Below are 25,238 nucleotides of genomic sequence, written 5' to 3'. Positions count from 1 at the left end.
TAATATTCCTCCAATTTATTAAATATTTTTATAATGCACTTTCAAAAGTTTCTGACTTCTTCATTGTACCTGTACTCATAAATTTACTATGCCATGATAAAGCTTCGTCTAATATATGAGGAGTTTGTTTTGCTCCATTTTGACATGCTCTATTTAGGTAATCCATAAGTTGATCTTTATAATCTGGATGAACACAATTTTCTATTATCTTAATAGCTCTTTCTCTAGGTGCAAGACCTCTTAAATCAGCATATCCTTGTTCTGTTACAATTACCATTACATCATGTTCAGTGTGGTCTACATGAGATACCATAGGTACTATTGATGATATATCACCATTTTTTGCAATTGATTCAGTACTAAATATAGTTATGGCTCCATTTCTAGCAAAATCACCAGAACCACCGATTCCATTCATCATCTTTGAACCCATGATATGAGTTGAGTTTACATTTCCATAAATATCAACCTCAATTGCAGTATTCATTGCAATTACACCAATTCTTCTAGCTATTTCTGGGTTGTTACTAATCTCTTGAGGTCTCAATATAATCTTATCTTTAAAGAAATCTATATCATTTTCAAATTTTATTAATCCTTCTGGTGATGGGCTTACAGATGTAGTTGATGCCATTGTAACTTTACCTATTCTTATTAAGTCCAACATAGAGTCCTGCACAACCTCTGTATAACAAGTTAAATTCTCAAATTCAGATTCACATAGTCCATATAAAACTGCATTTGCTACACTTCCTACACCAGATTGAAGAGGAAGTAAATTTTTTGACAATCTACCTGATTTTACTTCTTCTCTAAGAAATGCAATAATATTATTTGATATTTTTTTTGAAGCTTCATCTACAACACCCAATGGACGTGTTTTATCTTGCATATTAGTGATTACTATTCCTGCAATCTTATCTAAACCACAAGGTATATATGTCGTTCCGATTCTATCTTTAGGATGATTTATTTCTATTGGTTTCCTGTTTGGCGGATTTTCTGTAATATATATATCTGCCATACCTTCCATCTCCATTGGTTTTGCCAGATTTATTTCAACAATTACTTTGTCTGCACTTTTTACAAAAGATGGTGAATTTCCTATCCCACTAGTTGGTACAATATCTCCATTTTCAGTTATGGCAAGTGCTTCTATTATCGCTACATCCACTTTAGGTATAGTTTTATAGTTTAAAAATTGAGTAGAATGACTTAGATGCATATCTATATAATTGACATCACCTTTATTAATACTGTTTCTAAGTATTGAATTAGTTTGATAAGGAAGTCTTCTTTCAATTATTCCTGCTTCTGCCCATGCTCCATCTACTTCTGGTCCTAAAGATGCTCCTGAATATACAGTCAATTTTATCTTCTCTCCACTTTTTACCCTTTCTGAAACCGCTAATGGTACTGCTTTTGGGTAACCTGAAGGTGTGAATCCACTAAGTCCAACAACCATCCCATTATTTATAAGTTTAGCAGCTTCATCTGCATTCATAATTAAATCACATAACTTTTTATTTCTTAATCTTTCGCTTAATTCTTCAAATACTCCTTCATTATTCATAAATATCCCCCCATATAAAATCTTATTTACATTGGAAGTTTGTGTAAAACTATAACCAATATAACTTTAGTTAACAGTGCAAATGGATAGGTAGCACCATACCCTGCTGCTGGGTCATCACTATCAAGAGCATCAACAGCAGCTCCAAGACCTGGTGTTGATGTCATACCACCACAGACAGCTCCAGATAATAAAATCCAATTTAGTTTGAATACATACTTACCAACTAAAAATCCAATCATCATAGCTGTAATTCCTACTACTGTAGCTACTAAAGCTAGATGCATCCCAGATGTCATAATTGAATCAACAACTTTACCACCATATCTTAATCCAACTATTGCTAAGAAAAATACTAGCCCTATTTGTTTTAGAATATTTAATACTTTTTCTTCCATTCTGAAATTTACTATACCTATCTTGCCTATATATCCAAGTATTAGAGATACAATTAAAGAACCACCAGTTGCCCCTAATGTAAAGTATCCTAATGGTCCCATGAACACGTGTATTCCTCCAACTAAATATCCGGCAAGACATGTTAAGAAAAATGTTATTATATTAAATGGAACTTCTGGTATCGTTTTACCACCAACACTATCTCTAGCTTCTTTCATTTCTTTTTCATATTTTCTTCTTTCTTCTCTAAGGTCCATTCTAAATATTTTAGGAAGGAAATTTACTCCTAAAATCACTATTAATACTCCAAAAGGATAGGCAACTGCATGCCCTATACCAACACCTGCTTCAGCATATGCGATATACTTATCTATTTGCTCTTGAGTTAGTGATGTAGTTGTAGCTACATCCAATTTTCCCTCTGGATCAACTACTTTTAATATTTCTTTTTTATCTTTTATTGATGCTTTCTCAAACTCTTTTGATACATCTTCTGCATGTTTACCAGCTGTTTCTAGAGCAGCAGCTAGACCAGGAGAACTTGTTAGTGCTCCTGTATAAACACCAGAAACCTCATATGCACTACTTCCTTTATTACTTGATAGCAAAGTCATTGCATAAGTCATAGAGCCTCCTATAAAAGTTATAAGCACTCCTAAAACTACAAATCTAGCTCCATACTTCTTAAGTACAGCTTTCATATCCTTAGCAGCCAATAAACCAACTGCTGCAACAAATATAATTAGAAAAAAATCAAAGAAATCAGAAGAAATAATTCCATTGCCCATCATGATAGTTGCTGCCTTATACCCTGCTGCTGTCTCTCCTTTTGCTATTACTGAATTTCCTAAGCTATACACAAGCCATCCAATAAATAATCCTGTAAATAACGCTCCTGACACTCCAAAATTAAACTTCCCAAATTTAATTTTTCCAAATAATATTCCTGTAATTACAGCAGCGAACATAAGGACAAAAGGGTTCATTAAAAAATCCATTAACTCAAATTTCACCAAACCACTCCCTTTCATATTTTGTTATTAAATTAACGATATTTATTAAAAAATATATCTCTCCCCTCTTTGCAAACTTTGCAAAATTATATCTTGTTATTAAATTAACATTTCTAATTAAAAAAATTTCATCCCTCTAACATTAGTTTTTTATGTTACAATTTAGTTAACAGTTAAATTACATAAATACTAATTATTTTTAGATAGTTAAATTTTTAATATTCATTGATATAACTAGGTTTTAAATAGTTGTTACCTAAATTATGTCAGCTATTATCTTTTGTTAATTTAATAATAGCACTATTCTTAATAGATTGAAAATATCAAAAACTTATGATATGATAGTTTAAAACTATTCTATTTTTCTACAATAATATACAAAACTTATATTGTTGTTAATTATATACTTGTCACTAATTACATAAATGAAAGGAACTATTAACCAATGAACATAAATTATCTATATTATTTCCAAACTGTTTGTAAATATAAAAACATGACTAAAGCAGCAGAAAGTATTCATATTTCTCAACCATCTATAACCTTAGCTATTAAAGAATTGGAAAAGGAACTCGGTTTTGAACTTTTTTTTAGAATAGGTAATAAAATAGATTTAACTCCTGAAGGTAAGATTTTCTTAGATAAGGCAATAAATTTCACGAGACAATTTGAGGATTTTCAAAGTGATGCACTAGATTTAGGAAAAAAAAGAAAAGCATCTCTAAAAATAGGAATTCCTACAGTTTTAGGTACTTTTTTACTTTCAAAAATACTACCTAGATTTAATGTAATTTATCCAGATATTGAGCTTAAAATTTTTGAAGTCCCAACCTTTGTGGGTGCCAAAATGATTGAAGAATCTACACTTGATTTTTGCATTGGTATAATTGATAGTGATATTTATGATGATATAGATTCAAAAACAATATATAAAACAGAATTATATTTAGTTACAAATCCTAAAAATGAATTAGCAAAACAGTCCATTATTTCAAACTATATGTTGAAAAATATTCCTTTTGTCATACTATCTGAAGGTTCTTATCACTACAAAATTATTACAAAAAGACTTGAGAAGGTTAAACCAAATATAATTTTACACTCAAATCAACTTTCTACTATTCGTTATTTATTAGAAAATGATTTAGCTTCAACGATACTATATAAAGAAATATTCCAGAATACCGAAAATCTCTGTTCAATTCCTTTAGAACGTGCAATTACTGCCAATATTGGTGTTCTTTGGAGAAAACATCAATATATATCTCATAGTATGAAACTTTTTATTGAATATATGGCTTCTATTCATATAAATTAATATTTCTACATATTATGTAAATACAGCATTATATATATTTTGATAAATATTATAAATATTTTTGAGTATCAGTATAACAATAAAATATATTATCTCAAAAGAATTACAATGATATACATTCATAACTTAAATATTATTATACTGATACCTTTAATATTAATTTTACCTATTTTAATACTCATATTTTTAATTGGGTTTACTTGGACAACCTAGCAAGAAACCCACGCATCCAGAGACAAAATCTCTCATCTGTGAAATAGTTCCTATAGATGCTGTTGCTGGTGTTGTAAAATTTCTTACAATAAAAAGTACTATTAATGCTACTATACAAATCACAGTAGCTATAACAATTTGCAATTCACTAGTTTCTCCTTTTTCAATCTCTTCATCATTATTAACAGTCACTTTTTTATCATTATTTTGATAATTGTCACTTTCTAACTCAAATCCAATAGTATTTTTCACATTCATTATATTATTTTGACTTGGTACTTGACCGTTATTAGAAGAATTATCATCTATAAAAATATTTGAATATGCATCAGTATTTGTAACTTTTCTTGAAGTTCTACTTATAAAATTAGCACTTAAAAAGTATCCAAATATTGCTGCTGAAGTAGTTCTTATCACTACATCAATAGTAGTAGTATCTTGTGAGTTAACTTCATTGACAAACAATGTGTATATAGATTCAAACATGAGTATTGCCATAACAATTATAAGACATCTATCTATCAATTTAATTTTGTACCAGGCTTTTTTTATGTTTTTCATAAACTTATGTTTTTTATTCATAGATATTATCACCTCACATAATAAAATTAAGCCCTCTTTACTAAGATATGTAGAGAGAGCTTAATGGTGAGATTACAATATTATTTTGTGTAAAAAATTATATAAAAATTAAATTATTTGTCTAAAATCATCAAATCTTTAGGGAATTTAGTTAATCTTTCAGGTCCATTTTTTGTAATTAAAACAGTATCTTCTATTCTAACTCCTCCCCATCCTGGGAAATAAATACCTGGTTCCATTGTTATTATACATCCTTCTTCTATTGTTTTATCACCATAATTACCAATAAAAGGTTCTTCATGAACATCTCTTCCAACCCCATGTCCTATCCCTTGATAATAGTAATCTTCATATTTCTTAACAACTTTTCTTATTTCTGCATCTGGAATTGTAGCATGTACACCAGCCTTCATGTTTTCAACTCCAACATCTTGTGCTTCTTTAACTAAATTATAAATCTCTAATTGTTTTTCAGATGCTTCTCCAACTATAAAAGTTCTAGTTGTATCAGAAATATATCCATTGTACATAGCTCCATAATCTACAAGTACAAAGTCACCATTTTCTATAACCTTGTCACTTGGTTTACCATGAAGCAATGAAGTTTTTGCTCCTGATATCAATATAGTTTCAAATCCTATATTTTGAGCTCCATTCATTTTCATAAAATATTCTAGTTTTGTAGCTAATTCTATTTCAGTAACTCCAGCTTTTATATGTGGAACTAACTCTTCTAATGCTTTATCAGCTATTTCACAAGCTTTTCTTGTATTTTTAATTTCTTCTTCATCCTTTACATATCTAAGAGTCTCTACAATATTTTCTGTAGGTATCAATTCCCCTCCATCTTGTTCAACTAAATTTTTAAGTTCTTCATATTTATCAAATATTATATTTGTTCTTTCAAATCCAAGCTTTTTTATACCTACTTTATCACACACACTTTTTACAGCTTTTGCCACACTTCTATCAAAATTATGCCAGTTTATAATTTCAAAACCTTTGCAAACATTTTCAGCAAGCTCCATATATCTACTATCAGTAACTAAAAAATTTCCCTCTTTACAAATAACTGCATATGCTTCTTCATCAGGAAAGCCACTTATGTAATTTACATTTGTTTTTTTTGTTAAGTATAATGCATCAAGTCCTTTAGCTTCTAACAATTCTACTACTTTTTCTACTTTACTCATGATTTTGCCTCCAAAAAATAATTTTTGCTTTAGTTATATTATACCACTAATAATGTTATTTTTTATCTTATAGATGCTTTATTTCTAAAATTTTTTCATATGTTATTAATATTGTTTATACATTTCCACTAATTTTTTACTTAGTATAAGTAACAACAAATAAGTAAAAAAATATTACTATGATAAAAGCCCATGCTATTTCTGTTTTATCAGTTATAAAAATTTAATTATCTTTATATACTTACTTTGATAATAAAAATAATATAAGTTGAGTAACAAAAATAACATATAGTTATAGCGTAGAAGGCTATAACTATATGTTATTCATTTACATGTATAATTTATATTTATTTTGCAGTGTATCCAGCCTTGATTAAAGTTTCAACAGCTAAATCACCTTTAGCATCATTTACAAGAACTATTGGCCCTGTACAACCCATACCACTTTCAGCATAGATTCCATTTTTCCATAATTCAGATACTGCATCTTCTAAGTCCATTATATCAACACCAGCTATTTGACGAGTAACAACCTCTTTATCTGGCATTTTAACTTCTACTTTTTCAGCTTTAACTTCTTTTTTAGTAAGAGAAACTATAATATCATCAAATTTTGCACTTTTAACTTTTGTAAATTCACTTCTTGCAATATTATTTATTTCTCCTTTTACAACATCATAAGCATATTTTAATGCATTAGCTACTACTGGAGAACCTGATGCTCTTGATACTATGAGTACTCTTCTATCATAGTCTTCTCCTACTCCAGGACCATACCCAAAGCCTTGAGCTTCATAGTCTCCACCTGTAGTATATGAAGAAAATACTTTCATAAATATATTTCCAGATAATGTATCAGTAACCATAACATCAGGTGCACCTACAAGTAAATCATTACCTCTCATAACACATCCACCATCTGCTCTAATTGAATCTGCAAATTCTATATCATATCCATTATCTTTTAACTCTTTTAAACATTTTTCAACTTGTCTAGCTCCATCAACATTAAGTATTCCAACTTTTGGATGTTTATTTCCCATTGATTTAGCTGTAGCAATACCATAAATAGCATTTCTTACCATTGCTTCTATTCTATTAGTAGCACTTGTTCCTGTTGTTGTTGCAAGTATCATTTCTTTTCCTTTTGCTGGAGTTATTACTCTACCTACTGTAGATACTCCTATTGGAAAATTATAATGCATAGTAACACAAGCATCTATATATCCTGAATCTAATAATTCTTCCATTTTTCCATGCATTTCTTTTTCATCATTAACTTCAACTACTTCAAGGTCAGTTTCCACTTTTGGACCAATAAGTACTATATCAAATAAGTTAGATTTTGCTAAGTGTGCACCATTAACCATGTTCTCTACACCATGTTCACTTCCAAGTGTAGTCACACCAATTCTTATTTTTTTGCCAAATTCGCCGCTTTCTATTGCATTAGCTACTTCTAAGAATACATCTGCGATTACTTTTTTTGACATATCCTCACCCCTATTCTTCTAACATATCTAATGCTAGTTTTTTCATAGATTCAGCTATTATCTTCTTAATTTCATCTTTAGATATTCCTGAAGTCTCTTCAGTAACACCTGTATTTCTTTCAGCTATAAAAGATACTCCATCAAATAAATTAGTCATTCTTCCTAAGAATAAACTACCTTTTCCAACTATCATAGCTCTATTTCTATCTCCTGTAGTTAAATCATCTATTAAAAATCCTATATAAGGAGCTCCTGATGGTATATGTCCTTGAGTTGGTGCCCATCCTGGTAATCCTTTATTAGTCACAAAATCTTTTAATTCTTTCTTCTCTAAGTCTCCACGCTTAACAGCAAGTGCACCTATCATTTTGTAGTTTGCTTCTGGAACATCTCCTGCTCCTGCTGGCTTAGTTATATCTGGATTTTGCATTTCAACTGAATATACATCAACATCTGTTATTTTTAAATTAGCTCTATCAAGACCTGAAGTTATAAGTGCTGTCATAACTGCTTGAGGTGAAGAACCAGTTCCCACTGTATGCTTACCTGTTAAATCAGTTCTTATAACTGGGTTTACACCATCATTTTCAGATACAAGTACTGCAAATCCTCCAACAACATCTTCAAGTACAGGAAGGCCTTTTTTAACATGGTCTTTAGCATTCATTCCAAGTTTAGCACTTGCTCCACCTGCTACTACCATTACATTTTTGTGTATTCCAGATTTTACTAAAGCTGCAGCTTGAATTAATGCATGTGTTGGTGCTGCACAAAATCCTCTTGTATCAGAACCAGTTGCGTTTTGAAGTCCAGCTATTTCAGCTATTGATTTAGCAAAGTTTCCTCCACCTCTTTGGTTTATATCTCCACAAGCTTCTTCTGAACACTCAATAACATAATCTATTTCAGCAGGGTCTATTTTACTATGTCTTAGCATTTGAATAGCAGATAAAACTCCAGATGCTTTTACTACTAAATTTTCAAACATTGTATGAGCATTTAAGTTAACATCTACGTCATGTGCTCTTTTTACATAGCCAACGAATTTTCCATCATGGTATAATCCTTCTGCTATGTGTGTTGCTACTAATTCCTTACCTTCTTCTATATCATCACCCTTTAATTTTCCTACAAATGGTGCAATTTCAGGGTAGTTATTTTCGATTTTTGGTTTTACTTCATCAATAAATTCTTGCGATAACTTTACTAAGTCAAATGCATCACTTATTTGCATTAAAGCTATAAACTCATCTTGAGGCATTATTTCACCAAATTTACCATTTCTAGTTCCCTCAACTTTTTGTTCACACCATGGCATTGGCAAATCTCTTAATTCTTCTGGTCTTCTGTTTCCTATGTAAACTTGATTTGGCATGTAGTTAACTACATCCTCATAACTTCTTATATGATTACCTACTTCTTGTAAAAATTCTGAATCTGGATTTGTTGCTCTTTCAACTGTACAAGTACTTCCATTTTGCACTATCATATCTGGAGTATGAATAAGTACATAGCCTGCCCCTTTTAAAACTGGATAAGTCATTTTGTGCACCTCCATAAATTTTATGAACACCTAATTTTAATTTCATTAAAGACTTCAATTATTATATTTTTATTTTATTGTATATTTTATTCTTTTTTTATGTATTTTGGTATTTTTTAAGATTTCATGAATGAATAACTCACATTTACCCATTCATGAAATCTATATTATTTTTTTGTGTATAGTTATTTTTTATTTTTAGTGTGTGTTTATATTTTTATCTATATAATATATGTGTGTGTTATTTTTATTTTTCAAATACTGTTTGACCATCTACTTCTGTAGTTAAAGCGTTTAATGCTTTTTCTACAAGGCCTCTTCTTAGGGCTTTTTCTTCTGTAGGATCAAGTGCTGGATTTCCAAGTGGATGAGGTATTGCTATAGTTGGAACTATTCTGTTAGCCCCTACTGTTAACGAAATAGGTACTACTGTACACATATGAACTACTGGAAGTCCAGTTTTTTCTATTTCTTTTACCATCGTTGCACCGCAACGAGTACAAGTACCTCATGTAGAAGTTAAGATTACTGCATCTACACCATCAGCTACCAACGCTGCTCCAATTTCAGAAGCATATTTTTTAGAGTTTGCAACAGATGTACCATTACCTACAGTTGTGTAGAAAGTTTCATGTAATTTTCCTATTACACCTTCTTTTTCTAAGTCTCTAAGAACATCAACAGGTAATACTCTATCTGCATCTAAATTTGCATATACTGGGTCATATCCACCATGTGCAGTTTCATAAGTTTCTTCTGTTAAATCCATAACTCCTGCTATAGAATAAGTTCCATATTTAGAAGCTGAAGAAGATTCTATTCTATCTGGATTTCCTTTAGGAACTATACCACCAGAAGTAACTAAAGCTATTTTGCATTTTGATAAGTCTTTTACAGGATTACTTGGGTCAACTCTATCAAAATTTGGCATTGGATATTCAGTTTCAAATGACTCGCCTTTTATTTTCTTAATTAACATGTCAACAGCTCTCTTAGAACCTCTGTCTTCATGGAAGTAGTTAACTCTTATTCCTCTAGCTATGTATCCTTCTTCTTTAGGAGTTCCAATTTCTTCACCTTTAGCAAGTTTTATTGCAAGTTTAGCTATTTTAGGAAGTGCTTTTCTCATACCTGCTGCAGAATCAGAAGTTTCTACTACATAAACATCCTTTTTGAACATATCTGCACCTGGATTTTCAATGTACATACCTGTTAAAGCTGGTATACTTAAAGCATCTTTTACAACTTTAGTTATTGTTCCAGCAGCAACCCCATATCTACCAGCATTAAAGGCAGGCCCAGCTATAAAAAGTTGTGGTTCAAAACCTTTTATCATCGCTAAAACTTCTTCACTTGCGCTATCTATATTTTCATTGAAATAACTGTCTCCGCACACTACTGTACCAACTACTTCAATATCTTCACCTAATAATTTATCAAGTTGTAAACTTATTGGAGGTAAAGTTTCTGCCACATGTGGCTTAGTATCAGCTTTTTCTTCTCCACCTATACCAGCAAAGAACTGATTAATATAATGTACTACTCTTAGTTTTCCCATCTCTTAGTTTCACCCCTTTTGCTTTTAGGCATTAAAATTTGCAAAATTCTTCTCTTATACCAGACATTTCTTCTGCTATTTCTTCAACTTCTAAAACCATTTCCATCATACTTATTTGATCTTCATATACAGTTTCATCAAATAATTCTTTCATTTGTTCCTCTACAACATGGTAAACACTTAATCCTAAAGCAACTCCAGCAAGTGGTCCAGCGAAAGTTGGATCCCCCGCAGTTACTGTTTCGGCTGCAAGACCTGCAGCTTCGGCTTCAGCAGCACCTAGTAAAATCACAACATTTTCAGCTCCGAATTTATCAGCAGCTTCTTTAACTCTGTTTTGATTTTCTAAGTCCATAGCCCCAGCAGCTGTTCAGACAAAGCATTCTGTAGATGAGAAAACAACCTCTGCTCCTTCTACTGTTTTTACACATTCTTCTATTGCAGGTCCTGGTATACCATCACGGTCACCTATTATAAGAACCTTTTTATTACTAAGTAAACTCATAATAATCCTCCTCATTATATTTCTAATTATTTATATATCCATAACATTCATTATGTTTTGATAGATTTATTTACAATCTTTTTAATTGATATTACTCAATCATGATATTACTAAATCGTTTAATGAAATAACTCTTAATATCCTTTAGCAGTTAAATGACCAAATCCTGTTTCATTAGTTGCACCTGTTATAGCTTGTATTTCAACTTCAATAGTTCCATCAGCTTTTAAACTTCCATCAGAACCACCAGCTATTACATCTACTACTTCTAAGTGTCCAATTACCTTATCTAACTTAGGAAGTACTACAACTTGGTTAGCATTTCCACCTGTTACAACAGCATCTGCTCTTACATCTGCATCTGCAAGTGATTGAGAACCTCCATCACGTCCAGCATATTCATCTGTAACTATAACTGTTTTTACACCTTGCATTTCTATTTTTTTGCAGTTCATTATAAGGTCAGTATCTGGATTTCCAAAACCTTCTTGTGAAACTATAACTGCGTCTAATCCTAAGTATTTACATAACTTAGAAGTCCAGTTTGAAGATCTTTCTTTATCTGCTAGGTAAACATTTTCATTAGTTATAATTACACCTACAAAATTTATATCTTTACCATGTCTTGCATATAAGTCTTCAACAACTCCATTGTTTATATGAACATAACTTGGATTTTTATCACATGCAGAAACACAGTTACCACTTACAATTGCTCCGTCCATTAATTCTGTTGGATATAATAAAGTTGGTACTATTTGTTTTGCATCTACACCATATACATAAGTGTCATGTAATAATCCTTGAGTTTGAAGCATGTAAACATATCCTACTTTTGGAAGTTCTGGATACTCTTTTATTGACTCAAGAAGAGGTTTAGTTTCATACACTGAAACTTCGTCTGGAGTAAGATTTCTTGCTGCTTCTCCTAAATACATTGCTGCTTTGAATCCTATCATTCTAACAGCTTTCTCATGAGCGTATTGTTTTAAACCATCAATAGGTTCAGCTACTACTACTACATTATTTAATTTAGAAAATGGAGTGTATTTAGCCCCTTCTCCAGTCATATCTACTATACCTTCTTGGAAACCTACTATCTTTCCAGTAGTTACAACAGCTACACCTTTTAAAGCATGAGTTTTTCCTTCTCCTACAGTGTCAACCTTAGACATGATACCTGGGAATATTCCCCCATTACCTTCAACTTTTACTCTTGGCTCAATAACATCTTTTACAGGTGTTATTCTTATGCTTTCACCTGGACGAGCTAATTCTATATCTATAGACTTAATATGCTCATCTCCACCAATTTCTTGTAGCATCTCTTGCTTATTGATGTATAATACTCCATCTTTCACTTCTGTTACATCACCAAATTGAATATCTTTTATAAAGATTTTCCCTAATTCAAGACGCATACTTGCACCTCCTGTTATTTAATTTTGTATATATGCATTTGAGTTTTTCTCAAAGTTATATCAATATTTTCTAACTTATTTTAAAGATGTTTTCATATTGTGTTTTTATGTCTTGATATTTGTTTTATTACTAAAAATTCTTTATCGTAAAAAAAATATTTTATCCAAAATTATTTTTTTAACAAACTAAGACATAAAAATCCTTTTTATTTTACTTCTAGACTTAAATCGATTTTTTCTTTATTTTTGTTAATATTGTATCAATATATTAAAGATATTTTTTAATCATATCTTCTATATTAGTAATTGTAGCATCATCCTTAGTAACTTCGTCTACTTTTTCTCCATCTTTGTATATAGCCATAGTTGGAAGTCCTAATACTTTTTGTTTTATCGCTAATCTTCTAGCTTTTGTTGTATCCATTTTACAGAATTTTATTTTATCCCCATAAGTTTCAGCTAATTTATGAACATCTGGCATTAAAGCTTTACAAGGTTCACAACCTTCACTCCAGAAATCAACAAATACAAAACCTTCTGCGTTTAAAACTTCTTCATCAAAAGTACTTTTATCTAAATCTAACATTTTCATGTTCCCCCTTGAAATTTTTATTTTATTTTAATATTTTAAATATTATTCATTAACTTTACTTTATAGCTTTTTAGTTTTCAAACTTTTCATCAATATATTTTTCAGCTACTATAGATGCAATTGCTCCATCGTTAGTTGCAGTTACAACCTGTCTTAGAGTCTTAGATCTGCAATCACCTGCTGCAAATACACCTGGTATATTAGTTCTCATGTCTTCATCAGTTATTATGTAACCTTTTTCATCCATATCAACTTTGCCTTTGAATAAATCAGTTTGAGCATCTAATCCAACGAAAACAAATACTCCCATTGTTCCATCCTCTTCATCTGCAAAGTATTCATGAGTTTCTCCAGTAACTTTATTCTTAAATACAACTGATTCTAATATTCCATCACCTTTTATTTCTTCTATTACTGTATCTAGTAAAAACTCTATCTTTGGATTAGCCTTTGCTTTTTCTTCAACACTTTTAGCGCATCTAAATCCTTGTCTTCTATGTACAATTGTTACTTTTCTAGCAAACTTAGTTAAATACATTGCTTCCTCTAATGCACTGTCTCCTCCACCTACAACAAAGACTTCAAAGTCTTCAAAGAAATCTGCATCACAAGTTGCACAATATGAAACCCCTTTACCAGTAAGTTCTTTTTCTCCTGGGCAACCAATTTTTCTTGGTGTTGCTCCTGTTCCTATTATTACTGCTTTTGCTCTATATTCTGCCTTTTGTCCTTTTAAAACTTTTATATCTCCATCTAGTTCAGTATCTACAATGTTGTCTCTTAACATTTCTGCTCCGAACTCTTTACATTGCTCAACCATTCTAGCTATTAGACTTGGTCCTGTTGCATTTGGAACTGACCCTGGATAATTTGCAATTTCATGTGTTATTACAATTTGCCCACCAGTCTTATCTTTTTCTAGGATTAGAGTTTTCAACTTTGCTCTTGCTCCATAAAGACCTGCTGCAAGCCCTGCTGGTCCTGAACCAATTATTACTAAGTCATACACATTTTCCATTTTGACTTATCCTCCCCAATTAAATTTCTTAATTTTTATTTAATATTAAATCAGATTTAATATTTATGCTATTTTAATAACTTTTTAACAAATTCATTTATTCATACTGCATTCTTTGTATTGTATTATAAAATATGTCATAATCGATTACTCTAAAATCATCTTGAACGCTTTCTGTCCATGCTGGAGTCTTTTTATTATTCTGAAATTTACTTGCAGTTATGATTGCTTCTTCAATTAAGGTTAAAGAGTTTATATCCAAACGATTTCCTTGTTTTAGTATAACTGTTCTATAAGGTGTCTCATTTGGTTTTACACTCCCATATAGTGGATGAGATAAAAGTTCATATCCTTCATGTATCAAATCTCTACTTGTTTCTAAGATTCCAATATAAGTTGTATCTTTAAATAAAACTTCTCTGTCTTGAACTTCTTCTTTTACTTTTGGATTATTTGTGATTATTATCATTTTTTTACTCTCTTTCAAATTTTTATTTATTGCTCGATAAATAAAAAACAGGAAAAACAAATCTCCCAATTTGTCTTCCCTGTTAAAATCATTTTCAGAGACCCGTCCAAGTACAGTCATCTTTACCTGAGAATTTCATTTAATCTTCTGGGTATGTAAGATTAAATTTGTCCCTTCGGTCGCTTTTTATAAAGCAGTCTCCCATACTCTTCCCCCGGATTATTATATTTTCAGAAAATTGAAAAGTTAGCAATTTATCTTTTTATTTTTATAAATAGCTTTTTTCTATCTCTGTTGACTTAAGTATATAAACATTCTATAAAATTTGCAATAGTTTTTTTATATGTATTTTGTATACATTTTTACTTTTTTTTCCAAATGTTGATATTACATATTTCCTGTATTTTCTTTTTTTTTTAAGTACAAATCTTTTTTGGTTTATTATTTCATATTGATTAAAAACATAATCATTTTTGTAAGAAAGATATATGTTTTTAATTCTTAAGCTGGGAGAACAAATTTCTCATAATTTTTTACAAATTGATGTCATTTATTTCATCAAACCATGATTTCACATCACCTATAACAGATTTTATACAATCATTGTCAAATGGAGAATATAGATTTCCTATACTTACAATATCTAAAAATGACTTTGTTCCACCTACTTTACAGATGTTTATATAGTCATTCCATCCAGAGTCTTTGTCTTTAATCATTTTTTTCCAAAATTGTAATGCACAAATTTGAGCTAATGCATAATCTATATAGTAAAAAGGATTTTTAAATATGTGACCTTGTTTAAACCACCAGCAACCTCGTTCTAAAAAAGAATTATCATCATACTTTCTATGTGGTAAGTATTTTTTCTCTAAAAACCTCCATATTTCTTTTCTTTTTGATTTGTCAATATTAGGATTTTTATAAATATAATGCTGAAATTCATCAACAACTACTCCATAAGGTATAAATTTAATTGCAGATGATAAATGAGTAAACTTGTATTTATCTGTGTCTTCCTTAAAAAATAACTCCATCCATGGCCATGTTATAAATTCCATACTCATTGAATGAATTTCGCAACTATCCAGTGTAGGAAAATTAATCTCTGGCATTTCAATCCATCTGGACATATACAATTGAAATGCATGACCTGCCTCATGTGTCAATACATCTATATCATCAGATGTTTGATTAAAGTTAGAAAAAATAAATGGCGCCTTGTAGTCTGGTATATAAGTACAGTACCCACCAGCCCCTTTTCCTTTCTTTGTTTCTAAATCCATAAGTTCGTTTTCTAACATAAAATTAAAAAATTCACCAGTTTCTTTAGATAATTCAGCATACATTCTTTTTCCATTTTCAATTATGTATTCTGAATTGCCCTTTAACGTTGGATTTCCTGTTAAAAATTCTAAGCCTTCATCTATGTAACTCAAAGATTCTAGACCGGTTCTCTTAGCTTGCTTTTCATAAAGTTCATCAGCCAGTGGTACAATATATTTTAATACTTGTTTTCTAAAATTTTCAATCCTATCTTCTCTGTAGTTACTTCTCATCATTCTAATATATCCAAGCTCTACAAAGTTTTTAAAACCTAGTTTTTTTGCTATTTTATCTCTCAGTTTAACTAATTTATCAAATATATCATCAAATTTAGGTTCATTTTCTTCAAAGAAATTATAATATGCCTTATTCGCTAATTCCCTTGTTTTTCTAGACTTAGAACACATAAACATTCCCATTCCAGATAAGTTTCTTTCTTCTCCTTCAAACATTATCTGTGCAGATGCTAAAAGTTTAGTATACTCTGAACACAATTTATTTTCTTCTTGTAATTCCTTTATTATCTCTTTAGAAAAACTTTTTAAAGAATAATCCACTATTGTAAAAAATTGTTCTCCAAATTCTTTTTTTAAATTAGATTTAAATTTAGAATTTACTATAACATTATAAAAATATGAATTTAATTCTTCATATAAAGGCATGTATTCGTCCCAATATTTTTTTTCCTCTTGATAGAGTTTATTAAGAGTATTTATACTGTATCTTATAGATGCTATGTTTGACAACGTTTCTATTTTATTTCTCAAAAAATTAATTTTATGTATATTTTCTTGTTGTTCATCATAACAACAAGAATTATCTATTTCCTCTACACACTTTAAAAACTCTTTTTTTATACTATCATAATTTGGTCTTTCATACTTAAACTCTGAAAACTTCATTTAAAACTCTCCTTTATAAATTTGTTCTTTATTTATAAATATAGTTTTATATGCATTACATGCTATTATTTACATGTATTACATACTACTATGACTTTATAAATTATTATTTTGAGTAATATTTACATTATAATCATGTTGAATAATAACATATGATTATTGTAATTACAATATTTTATAGAATAAAACTAATTACTATACAAACTTTAATAAAGCTTTCATATAAAACTATTAACCTTTATAGTATAAGCTTATCTCTACATCAAAATGCAAACGATGCCATTTTTTATAGTTAACTTTTATACACTCATAAAAGATACAATTTTACATAAGTATGTTATATAAGTAATAATTTTATCAAAAAATTAATACTATTAAACTTTCTAAATTGCTTATCTCTTGGTATAATAATATACACATTAAATTTTCTACTGAAATTTTGTTCAACACTAGTTGTGTCAACGTTTTCATTAGGAAATTGAGGATATAAATTACTGGAGGTTGATATGTACAAATTAATCGCACTAGATATTGATGGAACAATATTAAATACAAAAAGAAAAGTTACTCCTGAAGTATTTGAATCTATTCAAGAAGCAAAGAAAGCTGGAGCTAAAGTAGTTATAACAACAGGTAGACCCCTTCCTGGTGTCAAAGGACTTTTAAATCAATTAAATCTAACAGATGAAGGTGATTATGTTATATGCTTCAATGGAGCTATGATTCAAGAGGTTAAAAGTGAAAAAATAATACATAATGTAGAGATGACTTTAGACGACTTTGATTTTATATACAACAATGTTTGCAAAAAATATAATACCAAAATACACATAAATACCATGACAAATTTAGTTACTCCAAACGAAATTCCTGGTAAGTACACACTTCATGAAGCTAAATTGAATGATATAGAAGTTAAATATATACATAAAGATAAAATTGATAAATCTATTAAAATCTGTAAGGTTATGATAGTTGATGAACCAGAAAGATTAGAAGAAATTATAAAACAACTTCCTAAGAATTTATTCAATAGATATACTATAGTAAGGTCTGCTCCCTTTTATTTAGAATTTTTAGGTAAAACTACTAATAAGGGTACTGCACTTCAAACATTATGTAATAATCTAAATATACCTATAGAAAATGCTATTGCTGTTGGTGATGAAGAAAATGACCAACATATGATAAAATATGCAGGGCTTGGTGTGGCTATGGGAAATGCACGTAGTAGCATAAAAGAAATTGCTGATTATGTTACTGATACCAACAATGAAAATGGAGTTGCAAAGGTTATAAACAAATATATACTTAATAAAGCTATCTAAATATCTATAAAAACTAAAAATATCCCTTTAGATTTAAATCCATCTCATATATATGTTAAATACTAATAGTGTATATTGTATGGATATTTTGTCTAAAGGATATTTTTAGTTTTTGATAGTTACATTCCTATACTAATACTTTTTGTTCAAGTTTAAATATTTTATACGATTCTACTATTGCTTCATTAATGTCCAAGCAATATATATCTTCATCATCTGATAATCCAGCTTCTTTTGTCCATGCATCAAAATCATTCTTCGTCCAGAAGAAATTCATTACATTTCAGCAACTTGCTGCCCAATTTGAATGCTTATCAAGGTTTATATGAAGCACTCTTAAATCTGGATTGTTTACATATTCAATTTTTTCATCTTTTATAAATATTTCTATTTCTTTACCTGTGGCACTACAAATAGAATTTATTCTTACATCTTGATTAAATGTGCAAGAAGTTCCTATTGCATCTATAGCACACATTGCACTGAAGCTTCTATTATCACTTAATGTAACTTTATGATTAGTAGGTAATGCTGATACTGGATATATAAAATTTATGCTATCTCCATCAACAACCATTATATTTTTATCAATAAAATGGTTTAGTGTAGTTTCTAGATATTCTTTTTCTAAGCTTAAATTTATACTTATATGTTCAATTACTTCTTTAAGTGTAACACTAGAACAATTATCTATTATCATATCCATAATAGATATTCTTATCTTTCGTTGTGTGTCATTTAAACTATTGTATTTTTCTATTTGACTCATTTCTACTCCTCTTTAAACATCATAACATTTTGACAAAATGTCAGTTAATTTATTCTTATATTCTTCATATTCTTGGCTCCCTCTAGCCCTAGGTCTTGGAATGTCTATATTTATATCGTCAAGAATTCTTCCCTTATCCCTTGACATTACTATAACTCTATCACTCATATATACAGCTTCATCAACATCATGAGTTACCATTAATGCAGTTATTTTCTTTTTTGTCCATATTCTTTCAAGTTCTTCTTGTAAGTTTTGTCTCATTTGAAAATCAACTGCTCCTAGTGGTTCATCCATTAATAATACTTCAGGATTACATGCTAAAGCTCTTATCATAGCAACTCTTTGTTTCATTCCTCCAGACAATTGATGAGGATACAGATTTTCTTTCCCTTTTAAATCAGACATAACCAAAAGCTCTTCCAACATTTCTTCTCTCTTTTCTTTTGGTATTTTCTGCTGTTTCATAGGAAATAAAACATTGCCCCTTATAGTCTTCCAAGGAAATAGAGCGTAGTTTTGAAATATGAAAGCTCTATCTATACCTGGTTTTTTAACTATTTTTTCATTTATAAAGACATCTCCACTTTCTGCCTTTTGAAATCCACCTATTATAGTAAGTAAAGTTGTTTTTCCACATCCTGATGGTCCTAAAAGACAAACAAATTGACCATTTTCTATATCTATACTTATATCTTCCAAAACCTTTGTATGTATTTTGCTATTTACAAATGTTTTATTTATATCTCTCACACTTAATTTCATTAATCTGCAAACCTCCATCTACAAAGGATTTTATTTATAAATTTTAGTACTCTATCTATTATAAATCCTATTAAAGCTGCAAATATCATAAGCCCAATTAATACATCTGTATGCATCAATGTCTGAGCTTGTACCATGGAGTAACCGAGACCGGCACTCGTAGCTATGAACTCGGCTCATATAACAGACATCCATCCTGTACTTATGGCAATTCTTGAACCAGTCAATATATCTGGAAGAGATGCTGGTACTATTACATTTGCAAATATTACAATTGGCGATGCCCCCATACTTCTAGCTGCATTATAATAATCCTTTGATATTGCTCTTACACCTTGAATAGTATTTAAAATTATAGGAAAAATTCCTGAAAAAGCTATTAAAAATATTGTTGGACCATCCCCTATACCAAACCATACTATTGTAAGAGGAACCCATGCCATTATAGGAACTTGTCTTACAGAATCTACTACTGGAGATAAAAGCTTTTCAAAAGTCTTAGAAAATCCCATAATAAATCCTATTGGAAGTCCAAACAATAATGCATACATAAATCCTTTAAGCACTCTTTGCAATGTTATAAACAGATTAGTCACTGTCTCTACATCTGTCACACAGTAAAAGAAACCTTTTATTACATCTACTGGCATTGGGAGCAATAAAGAACTCCCTATATCTTTTGCTGCAAAATGCCAGACTAAAAATATACTAACTAAAAGTATTATTTTATATAAAATGTCCATACTACTTTTAGATTTTTTCTTAGCTATTGTATCTCCTCTATCTTTAGAAATTTTAATTTCCAACTTCTTATTTCCTCCATATCTATATTTCTTATATTCTTATACTCTTTTAATGCTTTTTTAAATATAGTTTCTTTCCTTAAATTATCAACACTTTTATTGTATAGTTTTATAAAATCACTATACGACTTGCTTTTCTCAAACTCCTTATTCACAACTAATACATAGGTATCATAGTCACCTAATTTAGCTGTAGATTTTTTTTCGCCTTCTAATCCAATTGCTTTTATACAGTCTATTACAACACCATCTACTAAATTACTTTCTAGCCCATATGCTAGTGCTGTCCCTAATAATGGAGAAACTTTTATATTTTCATAGTATTTTTTTACTAATTCAGATTGATAATTTCTATTTTGAATTATTCCTATTTTTTGAGGATTGTTCTTCTTTAATAAAAATATATCTGAATTTTGAACTACTGTACCAACAATTTCAAACTCACTAGTTGCATTTATATACTGTTTTGCTGCATCTTTACATATGATTGCTATATCTATTTCCTCTGAACTCAGAGCCCATTGCATTGTACTTGCTCAGCAATCATTAATTGTAAAAGTCTCCATTACATCACTTACTTTTATGCTTTCAAAGTAATCTTTGTTTATCATATAATTTATTACAAAACCAGAGGTATCATCAGATACCCCTATTCTTAATTTTCCTTTTATTTCTTCTTTATCTTCAAAATTAAAAAATATTATAAATATACTTCCTAAAATAATGACAAAAAGTATTATTATATTTTTTATTCTCTCCATTTATTTATAATACCTTTGCTTTCCAATCTTCATAACTCATACCTTCTGGAAATTTGAGATTAACTTTTTCTTTTATAAACTTATCAAAGTCGTCTGCCCCACAAGAATCTAATAAGCTTGTATCAATTGTATCTTCATATTTAGGTATCTCATCTAATGCCTTTAAATCTTTATACATTTGTAAATTGTTTTTGTATTCTTCTCCTGTAACTTTCCAAGTAAGCGTTCTACCTTCTCCAACTGTCTTTTTATAAATAGTTCTAAGTGCAACTTCTTCTTCTACATTATAATATTTTGCAAATATTTTAGCTGCTTCTGCTGGATTTGTATATATATATTCTATTGCTTTAGTATGAGCTAAAACCAATTTTTTTGCTAAGTCTGGGTGCTCTTTTATAAAGTTTTTATTTAATGAGAATGAACAACAGTTGTATTCTTTATTATTAGCTTTTTCTTTATATTGAGTTGATGCTATTATTTTTCCTACTCCATCATTTTCAGCTACAGAACCCCAAGGGTCACAAGATGTAAATGCTTGTATCTTTCCAGTTTTAAGAGCTAAATATTTATCTTTATCTGAATCCATATTTACAACTTCATATTTTGATGGGTCAGTTGGTAAACCTGTTTCTGGACCATAATCACTTATCCATAAGAAATCACTCATATCTGTTGCAATTTTTTTGCCCACTAAATCCTTAGGTTCTTTTATATCATTTGAAACTATTAAATATTCAGACCCACCAGTGTGATTATTTGCTGCTATTGTTATTGGTGAACCTTTAGGTATAGCTCCTACTAGACCCTTTGTTCCTATATAACCAGCATCCATCTTACCTGCTGCCATTGCTTCAGGAACTTTACCATTCCCAACAGTTTTTACATTAAGACCTAAATCTTTATATATTCCTGCTGCTTCTGCTACTGGTCCAGCTGTCATATGGTCACAATTATAATACCCTACTGTTATCGCATAATCATCTTTTCCAGCTTTTTTCCCCTCTTCCTTTGGTTTACTACTACATCCAGTTAATATAGATGCCCCCACTGCACTAACTAAGATTAATGCTTGAATCTTTTTAGATACTTTCATTTCAATTTCCCCTCTTTTATGTATTATTTTTATTTTTAGCAACACTTGTCCATATCTTCTCCAAATAAATCGACAAGTTTTTTACCCTCTACTCTATAAATAGCGTATCCTACATTGCCATTTTTAGAACCTGACACTATTACTTCTATTGGTGGCTTCTCATCAATATTTTTAAAAGTTATAGTTTGATTCTCTATAGGTGCTGGTATTGGTTTTGTTATATAATGGCTCTCCTCATCAGAAACTACCACTGCCATTTCATTTGAATTATTACCTTTTATATATATAACTACTAAATCTTTTTTTCCATCATTATTTAAGTCTTCTTCAGCACAGCTTATTATATCTTCCTTATGATTTTTCTTGAAATATGTTAATGTTTCTTGATTTACATTTGGAATAGAGTCATTTTGTTTAAGGTTATCATCTACTACCCTTGATAAGACTATTAATGCAATTACTACACATGATATTATAACTACCTTTTTAAGCATGATTTCCTATGACCTCTTTCATCTTTGGTATTACTGCTTTAAGTGCAAATAAAATAATCAAAATAGTGCATATATATTCAAAACTATCTGGTATATTTAACATTAGTTTATTTGCTAATTGTATTGAAGAATTTGTTGTCTCTAAATTCACAGTATTGTTGTTTGCCAAAAGTAAATTGGTTATATAACCTATTATTATTGAACAGAGTGTTAGTGTAACTGAATATATAACAACAGTTCTTTTTCCAATAAGTTTACACATACTTATAAGTTCTGGTAAGTTTGTCGCTGCACCAGCTATCAAAAATGTTATCGCTATCCCAGGAGATGCTCCACTTGCAACAAGGGCTGCTATAAATGGAATATGTCCTACAGCACATACATACATAACACATGCAAGTATTGATATACTTCCAAGAGATAGTAAACCTGGATTTCCTAAGTATTTTTGAATTATACTATTTGGAAAAATTGTTGTTATAAATCCCGCAAAAAGCATTCCCATTATTACATATTTACTAATAGTAAGTGCTAACTCTCCAAAGGACCATTTAAGCCCATCAACCATATTTTCTATAAAGCTTCTCTTTTCTTCTTCTAATTCTATAACTTCTTCATCTGAGTCATTTTGCAAAAATAATTCTTCTTTTCCAAAGGTATTCCCCAAAACTCCTACTAAAAATGGTACTAAAAATCCAGATATAAGATAAATGATTGTAATTTTAGGTCCCAAAAGACCTAAACAAAGAACTACAGCTATTGGATTTATTATTGGAGTTGATGTCATAAAGGCAAGTACTGGCCCTAAGTATGCTCCAGAATAATACATACTTATGCCCAATGGTATTACGCCACAACTACAAATTGGTAAAAACATTCCTGAAATAGTGCTTTTAATCAGAGAAGAAAACTTCTTATTTCCAAGTTGCTTTTGAAACCTTTTTGGTGTTAAAACATTGTGAAGAACTCCTGCCAATATAAAACTTATCATAAGCCATCCTGATGCTCCATTTAGTGTAACTATAGAAGCTACCACAGTGTTTTTCACTCCACTTAAAACAATTTCTAATATATTCATTTTTACTGCTCCTAATTTTTAAACTTTTAACTATTATTTATAGCTTCTACTATTGCTTTTTCAATGGTATCTTTGTTTAATCTATCATACTTCTTTTTTTGGTTTATTATTAAGGTTCCTTTTGTTATGATTCCATACTTCTTGACATATGAGAAATCTTTACCTGCTTGGTAAAGTTTTACTTCTAACTTGTTAGTATACTTCTCAGAAATTTTTTTTATAAACACTCCATGCTCATCACAAGATGGTCAAGTATTTATGAATTCAACTAAAATTTTAGACATTTGTTCATCACCTACTTAAAACAATTTATCTTTTACTTAAAATAATTTATCTTTTACTTAAAATAATCCACAGAAAAATTTTTTCTATGGATTGTATTCCGCAAGATTTTATAATGTTATAACTTGGTCTACACCTGCACCACCTAAACAAGCATATAAATTTGGGAAACATCCAATTGTAGCTCCATCGACCAAATTATCCTCTATCCCTCTTTCCATAGCACACTGGTCACAAGCCATTATTATCATATCTGTCTTTTCATGTAATTTACTTAATCTTTCTCCCACTGGGTTACCTTTAGACAAAAATAAGGTATTATCCATAAAGAAAAACATACCTAGGACATCTACTCCATGAGTTCCTTGTTCTAATTGTGGTATTATCATTTTGTCTAGAATTTTATGTGCGTTAGTACTACTAAAAATATAAGCTACTTTCATTTTTATTCCCCCTATACTTTTTTATCTAAATTTTATACAAAATTTTACATATGTAATTATATTATAAGTTTATTCGTATTTATCTGTAAAATAGATAATAACAATATTATCCAATAGAAATATAGTGTTTTTCTATATTTATTTAATTATTTTTTGATTATTTCATCATTTTGGTTAACTTTAATAAATAAAAAATAGATTACTTAAATTTATCTAGCTTATTTAAGTAATCTATTTTAATTATTTATCACATTATTAAATTAAATCTATTCAATACTTTTTTATTAAATTTATTTTAGTCCTG

At 29.7% G+C, this 25,238-nt stretch carries 24 protein-coding genes and 1 riboswitch; of the genes, 2 read left to right on the top strand and 22 right to left on the bottom strand.

From position 1 onward, the window contains the following. Positions 1-28 precede the first annotated feature (28 nt). Both IR151_RS01845 and IR151_RS01840 read right to left on the bottom strand, forming a co-directional pair. The gene (locus tag IR151_RS01845; RefSeq protein ID WP_227432691.1) at positions 29-1,573 is read right to left on the bottom strand and encodes an acetyl-CoA hydrolase/transferase family protein; all 1,545 of its coding nucleotides are present in this window, start codon (positions 1,571-1,573) and stop codon (positions 29-31) included. Between the two features lie 26 nt (positions 1,574-1,599). Beyond that, the gene (locus IR151_RS01840) at positions 1,600-3,003 is read right to left on the bottom strand and encodes a hypothetical protein (protein WP_227432690.1); all 1,404 of its coding nucleotides are present in this window, start codon (positions 3,001-3,003) and stop codon (positions 1,600-1,602) included. 427 nt (positions 3,004-3,430) lie between these two features. Here IR151_RS01840 and IR151_RS01835 point away from each other — a divergent pair, with 427 nt between their 5' ends. After that, positions 3,431-4,303 (top strand): LysR family transcriptional regulator, encoded by an 873-nt coding sequence (locus tag IR151_RS01835; protein WP_227432689.1) that lies wholly within the window; start codon positions 3,431-3,433, stop codon positions 4,301-4,303. Between the two features lie 186 nt (positions 4,304-4,489). Here the strand turns inward: IR151_RS01835 and IR151_RS01830 are convergent, their stop codons facing one another. The 11 genes from IR151_RS01830 to IR151_RS01780 form a co-directional block, all read right to left on the bottom strand. Beyond that, entirely contained in the window at positions 4,490-5,098 is a 609-nt protein-coding gene (locus IR151_RS01830; RefSeq protein ID WP_227432688.1) for a hypothetical protein, read from the bottom strand. A 113-nt stretch (positions 5,099-5,211) separates the two neighbouring features. Then, on the bottom strand, positions 5,212-6,291 hold the full coding sequence (locus tag IR151_RS01825) for a M24 family metallopeptidase (RefSeq protein ID WP_227432687.1): 1,080 nt from the start codon (positions 6,289-6,291) through the stop codon (positions 5,212-5,214). 347 nt (positions 6,292-6,638) lie between these two features. Continuing rightward, positions 6,639-7,784 (bottom strand): glycine/sarcosine/betaine reductase complex component C subunit alpha, encoded by a 1,146-nt coding sequence (grdD, locus tag IR151_RS01820; protein WP_227432686.1) that lies wholly within the window; start codon positions 7,782-7,784, stop codon positions 6,639-6,641. 10 nt (positions 7,785-7,794) lie between these two features. Continuing rightward, positions 7,795-9,327: a glycine/sarcosine/betaine reductase complex component C subunit beta gene (gene grdC / locus IR151_RS01815; RefSeq protein WP_227432685.1), complete on the bottom strand. Its 1,533-nt coding sequence runs from the start codon at positions 9,325-9,327 to the stop codon at positions 7,795-7,797. Between the two features lie 247 nt (positions 9,328-9,574). Then, positions 9,575-10,885 (bottom strand): glycine reductase complex selenoprotein B, encoded by a 1,311-nt coding sequence (grdB, locus tag IR151_RS01810; protein ID WP_227432684.1) that lies wholly within the window; start codon positions 10,883-10,885, stop codon positions 9,575-9,577. A gap of 31 nt (positions 10,886-10,916) precedes the next feature. Then, on the bottom strand, positions 10,917-11,390 hold the full coding sequence (grdA, locus tag IR151_RS01805) for a glycine/sarcosine/betaine reductase complex selenoprotein A (RefSeq protein WP_227432683.1): 474 nt from the start codon (positions 11,388-11,390) through the stop codon (positions 10,917-10,919). A gap of 134 nt (positions 11,391-11,524) precedes the next feature. Continuing rightward, positions 11,525-12,811 carry a glycine/sarcosine/betaine reductase component B subunit gene (locus IR151_RS01800; RefSeq protein WP_227432682.1) on the bottom strand — a complete coding sequence of 429 codons (1,287 nt, stop codon included), beginning with the start codon at positions 12,809-12,811 and terminating at the stop codon, positions 11,525-11,527. A gap of 268 nt (positions 12,812-13,079) precedes the next feature. Beyond that, positions 13,080-13,397 (bottom strand): thioredoxin TrxA, encoded by a 318-nt coding sequence (trxA, locus tag IR151_RS01795; protein WP_227432681.1) that lies wholly within the window; start codon positions 13,395-13,397, stop codon positions 13,080-13,082. A 76-nt stretch (positions 13,398-13,473) separates the two neighbouring features. Continuing rightward, positions 13,474-14,421, bottom strand: coding sequence for a thioredoxin-disulfide reductase (gene trxB, locus IR151_RS01790; RefSeq protein ID WP_227432680.1), 948 nt, complete (start codon positions 14,419-14,421; stop codon positions 13,474-13,476). 97 nt (positions 14,422-14,518) lie between these two features. Beyond that, complete coding sequence (locus IR151_RS01785; protein WP_227432679.1) at positions 14,519-14,890, bottom strand: GrdX family protein; 372 nt, start codon at positions 14,888-14,890, stop codon at positions 14,519-14,521. 103 nt (positions 14,891-14,993) lie between these two features. Further along, a riboswitch (glycine riboswitch) is annotated at positions 14,994-15,104 on the bottom strand. Positions 15,105-15,423: 319 nt separating this feature from the next. Continuing rightward, on the bottom strand, positions 15,424-17,118 hold the full coding sequence (locus IR151_RS01780) for a M3 family oligoendopeptidase (RefSeq protein WP_227432678.1): 1,695 nt from the start codon (positions 17,116-17,118) through the stop codon (positions 15,424-15,426). Positions 17,119-17,624: 506 nt separating this feature from the next. On the opposite strand from IR151_RS01780, the gene yidA reads away from it, so the two are divergent. After that, the gene (gene yidA / locus IR151_RS01775) at positions 17,625-18,446 is read left to right on the top strand and encodes a sugar-phosphatase (RefSeq protein WP_227432677.1); all 822 of its coding nucleotides are present in this window, start codon (positions 17,625-17,627) and stop codon (positions 18,444-18,446) included. 127 nt (positions 18,447-18,573) lie between these two features. On the opposite strand, the gene saoL is transcribed toward yidA, so the two are convergent. The 9 genes from saoL to saoD all read right to left on the bottom strand — a co-directional run bounded on the left by saoL (position 18,574) and on the right by saoD (position 24,934). Further along, on the bottom strand, positions 18,574-19,215 hold the full coding sequence (gene saoL, locus IR151_RS01765) for a MerB-like organometallic lyase SaoL (RefSeq protein WP_255606497.1): 642 nt from the start codon (positions 19,213-19,215) through the stop codon (positions 18,574-18,576). A gap of 12 nt (positions 19,216-19,227) precedes the next feature. Beyond that, a complete protein-coding gene (saoA, locus tag IR151_RS01760) occupies positions 19,228-19,980 on the bottom strand; it encodes an ABC transporter ATP-binding protein SaoA (protein WP_227432674.1) in 753 nt (250 codons plus the stop codon). Continuing rightward, a complete protein-coding gene (gene saoP, locus IR151_RS01750; protein ID WP_255619343.1) occupies positions 19,980-20,786 on the bottom strand; it encodes an ABC transporter permease subunit SaoP in 807 nt (268 codons plus the stop codon). Before saoP ends, saoA begins: the two co-directional genes overlap by 1 nt. Next, positions 20,747-21,544, bottom strand: a complete 798-nt coding sequence (saoB, locus tag IR151_RS01745; RefSeq protein WP_255612854.1) for an ABC transporter substrate-binding (seleno)protein SaoB — start codon at positions 21,542-21,544, stop codon at positions 20,747-20,749. Before saoB ends, saoP begins: the two co-directional genes overlap by 40 nt. Before the next feature lie 4 nt (positions 21,545-21,548). After that, positions 21,549-22,637 (bottom strand): ABC transporter substrate-binding subunit SaoX, encoded by a 1,089-nt coding sequence (gene saoX / locus IR151_RS01735; RefSeq protein WP_227432670.1) that lies wholly within the window; start codon positions 22,635-22,637, stop codon positions 21,549-21,551. Between the two features lie 35 nt (positions 22,638-22,672). Next, positions 22,673-23,131, bottom strand: coding sequence for a Cys-Cys-COOH (seleno)protein SaoC (gene saoC, locus IR151_RS01730; protein ID WP_227432669.1), 459 nt, complete (start codon positions 23,129-23,131; stop codon positions 22,673-22,675). Then, complete coding sequence (gene saoE / locus IR151_RS01725) at positions 23,124-24,209, bottom strand: efflux transporter SaoE (protein WP_227432668.1); 1,086 nt, start codon at positions 24,207-24,209, stop codon at positions 23,124-23,126. Before saoE ends, saoC begins: the two co-directional genes overlap by 8 nt. Before the next feature lie 26 nt (positions 24,210-24,235). Further along, positions 24,236-24,493, bottom strand: coding sequence for a thioredoxin-like (seleno)protein SaoT (saoT, locus tag IR151_RS01720; RefSeq protein WP_255606495.1), 258 nt, complete (start codon positions 24,491-24,493; stop codon positions 24,236-24,238). Positions 24,494-24,601: 108 nt separating this feature from the next. Beyond that, the gene (gene saoD / locus IR151_RS01715; RefSeq protein WP_227432666.1) at positions 24,602-24,934 is read right to left on the bottom strand and encodes a DsrE-related protein SaoD; all 333 of its coding nucleotides are present in this window, start codon (positions 24,932-24,934) and stop codon (positions 24,602-24,604) included. Between the last annotated feature and the right edge of the window lie 304 nt (positions 24,935-25,238).

Origin of the sequence: Clostridioides sp. ES-S-0006-03 (genome assembly GCF_020662275.1) — a bacterium.
In the GTDB taxonomy this organism is placed as follows: Bacteria; Bacillota; Clostridia; order Peptostreptococcales; family Peptostreptococcaceae; genus Clostridioides.
This window is presented reverse-complemented; position numbering and strand designations above follow the sequence as displayed.

What these genes read in the sequence shown, in the direction of transcription:
- IR151_RS01830 (WP_227432688.1), bottom strand. Translation starts at nt 5,098, where the DNA reads ATGAATAAAAAACATAAGTTTATGAAAAACATAAAAAAAGCCTGGTAC.
- IR151_RS01800 (WP_227432682.1), bottom strand. Translation starts at nt 12,811, where the DNA reads ATGCGTCTTGAATTAGGGAAAATCTTTATAAAAGATATTCAATTTGGT.
- saoD (WP_227432666.1), bottom strand. Translation starts at nt 24,934, where the DNA reads ATGAAAGTAGCTTATATTTTTAGTAGTACTAACGCACATAAAATTCTA.
- grdC (WP_227432685.1), bottom strand. Translation starts at nt 9,327, where the DNA reads ATGACTTATCCAGTTTTAAAAGGGGCAGGCTATGTACTTATTCATACT.
- saoC (WP_227432669.1), bottom strand. Translation starts at nt 23,131, where the DNA reads ATGCTTAAAAAGGTAGTTATAATATCATGTGTAGTAATTGCATTAATA.
- yidA (WP_227432677.1), top strand. Translation starts at nt 17,625, where the DNA reads ATGTACAAATTAATCGCACTAGATATTGATGGAACAATATTAAATACA.
- IR151_RS01845 (WP_227432691.1), bottom strand. Translation starts at nt 1,573, where the DNA reads ATGAATAATGAAGGAGTATTTGAAGAATTAAGCGAAAGATTAAGAAAT.
- saoX (WP_227432670.1), bottom strand. Translation starts at nt 22,637, where the DNA reads ATGAAAGTATCTAAAAAGATTCAAGCATTAATCTTAGTTAGTGCAGTG.
- IR151_RS01785 (WP_227432679.1), bottom strand. Translation starts at nt 14,890, where the DNA reads ATGATAATAATCACAAATAATCCAAAAGTAAAAGAAGAAGTTCAAGAC.
- IR151_RS01835 (WP_227432689.1), top strand. Translation starts at nt 3,431, where the DNA reads ATGAACATAAATTATCTATATTATTTCCAAACTGTTTGTAAATATAAA.
- grdD (WP_227432686.1), bottom strand. Translation starts at nt 7,784, where the DNA reads ATGTCAAAAAAAGTAATCGCAGATGTATTCTTAGAAGTAGCTAATGCA.
- IR151_RS01780 (WP_227432678.1), bottom strand. Translation starts at nt 17,118, where the DNA reads ATGAAGTTTTCAGAGTTTAAGTATGAAAGACCAAATTATGATAGTATA.
- IR151_RS01825 (WP_227432687.1), bottom strand. Translation starts at nt 6,291, where the DNA reads ATGAGTAAAGTAGAAAAAGTAGTAGAATTGTTAGAAGCTAAAGGACTT.
- saoE (WP_227432668.1), bottom strand. Translation starts at nt 24,209, where the DNA reads ATGAATATATTAGAAATTGTTTTAAGTGGAGTGAAAAACACTGTGGTA.
- saoA (WP_227432674.1), bottom strand. Translation starts at nt 19,980, where the DNA reads ATGAAATTAAGTGTGAGAGATATAAATAAAACATTTGTAAATAGCAAA.
- trxA (WP_227432681.1), bottom strand. Translation starts at nt 13,397, where the DNA reads ATGTTAGATTTAGATAAAAGTACTTTTGATGAAGAAGTTTTAAACGCA.
- trxB (WP_227432680.1), bottom strand. Translation starts at nt 14,421, where the DNA reads ATGGAAAATGTGTATGACTTAGTAATAATTGGTTCAGGACCAGCAGGG.
- IR151_RS01840 (WP_227432690.1), bottom strand. Translation starts at nt 3,003, where the DNA reads ATGAAAGGGAGTGGTTTGGTGAAATTTGAGTTAATGGATTTTTTAATG.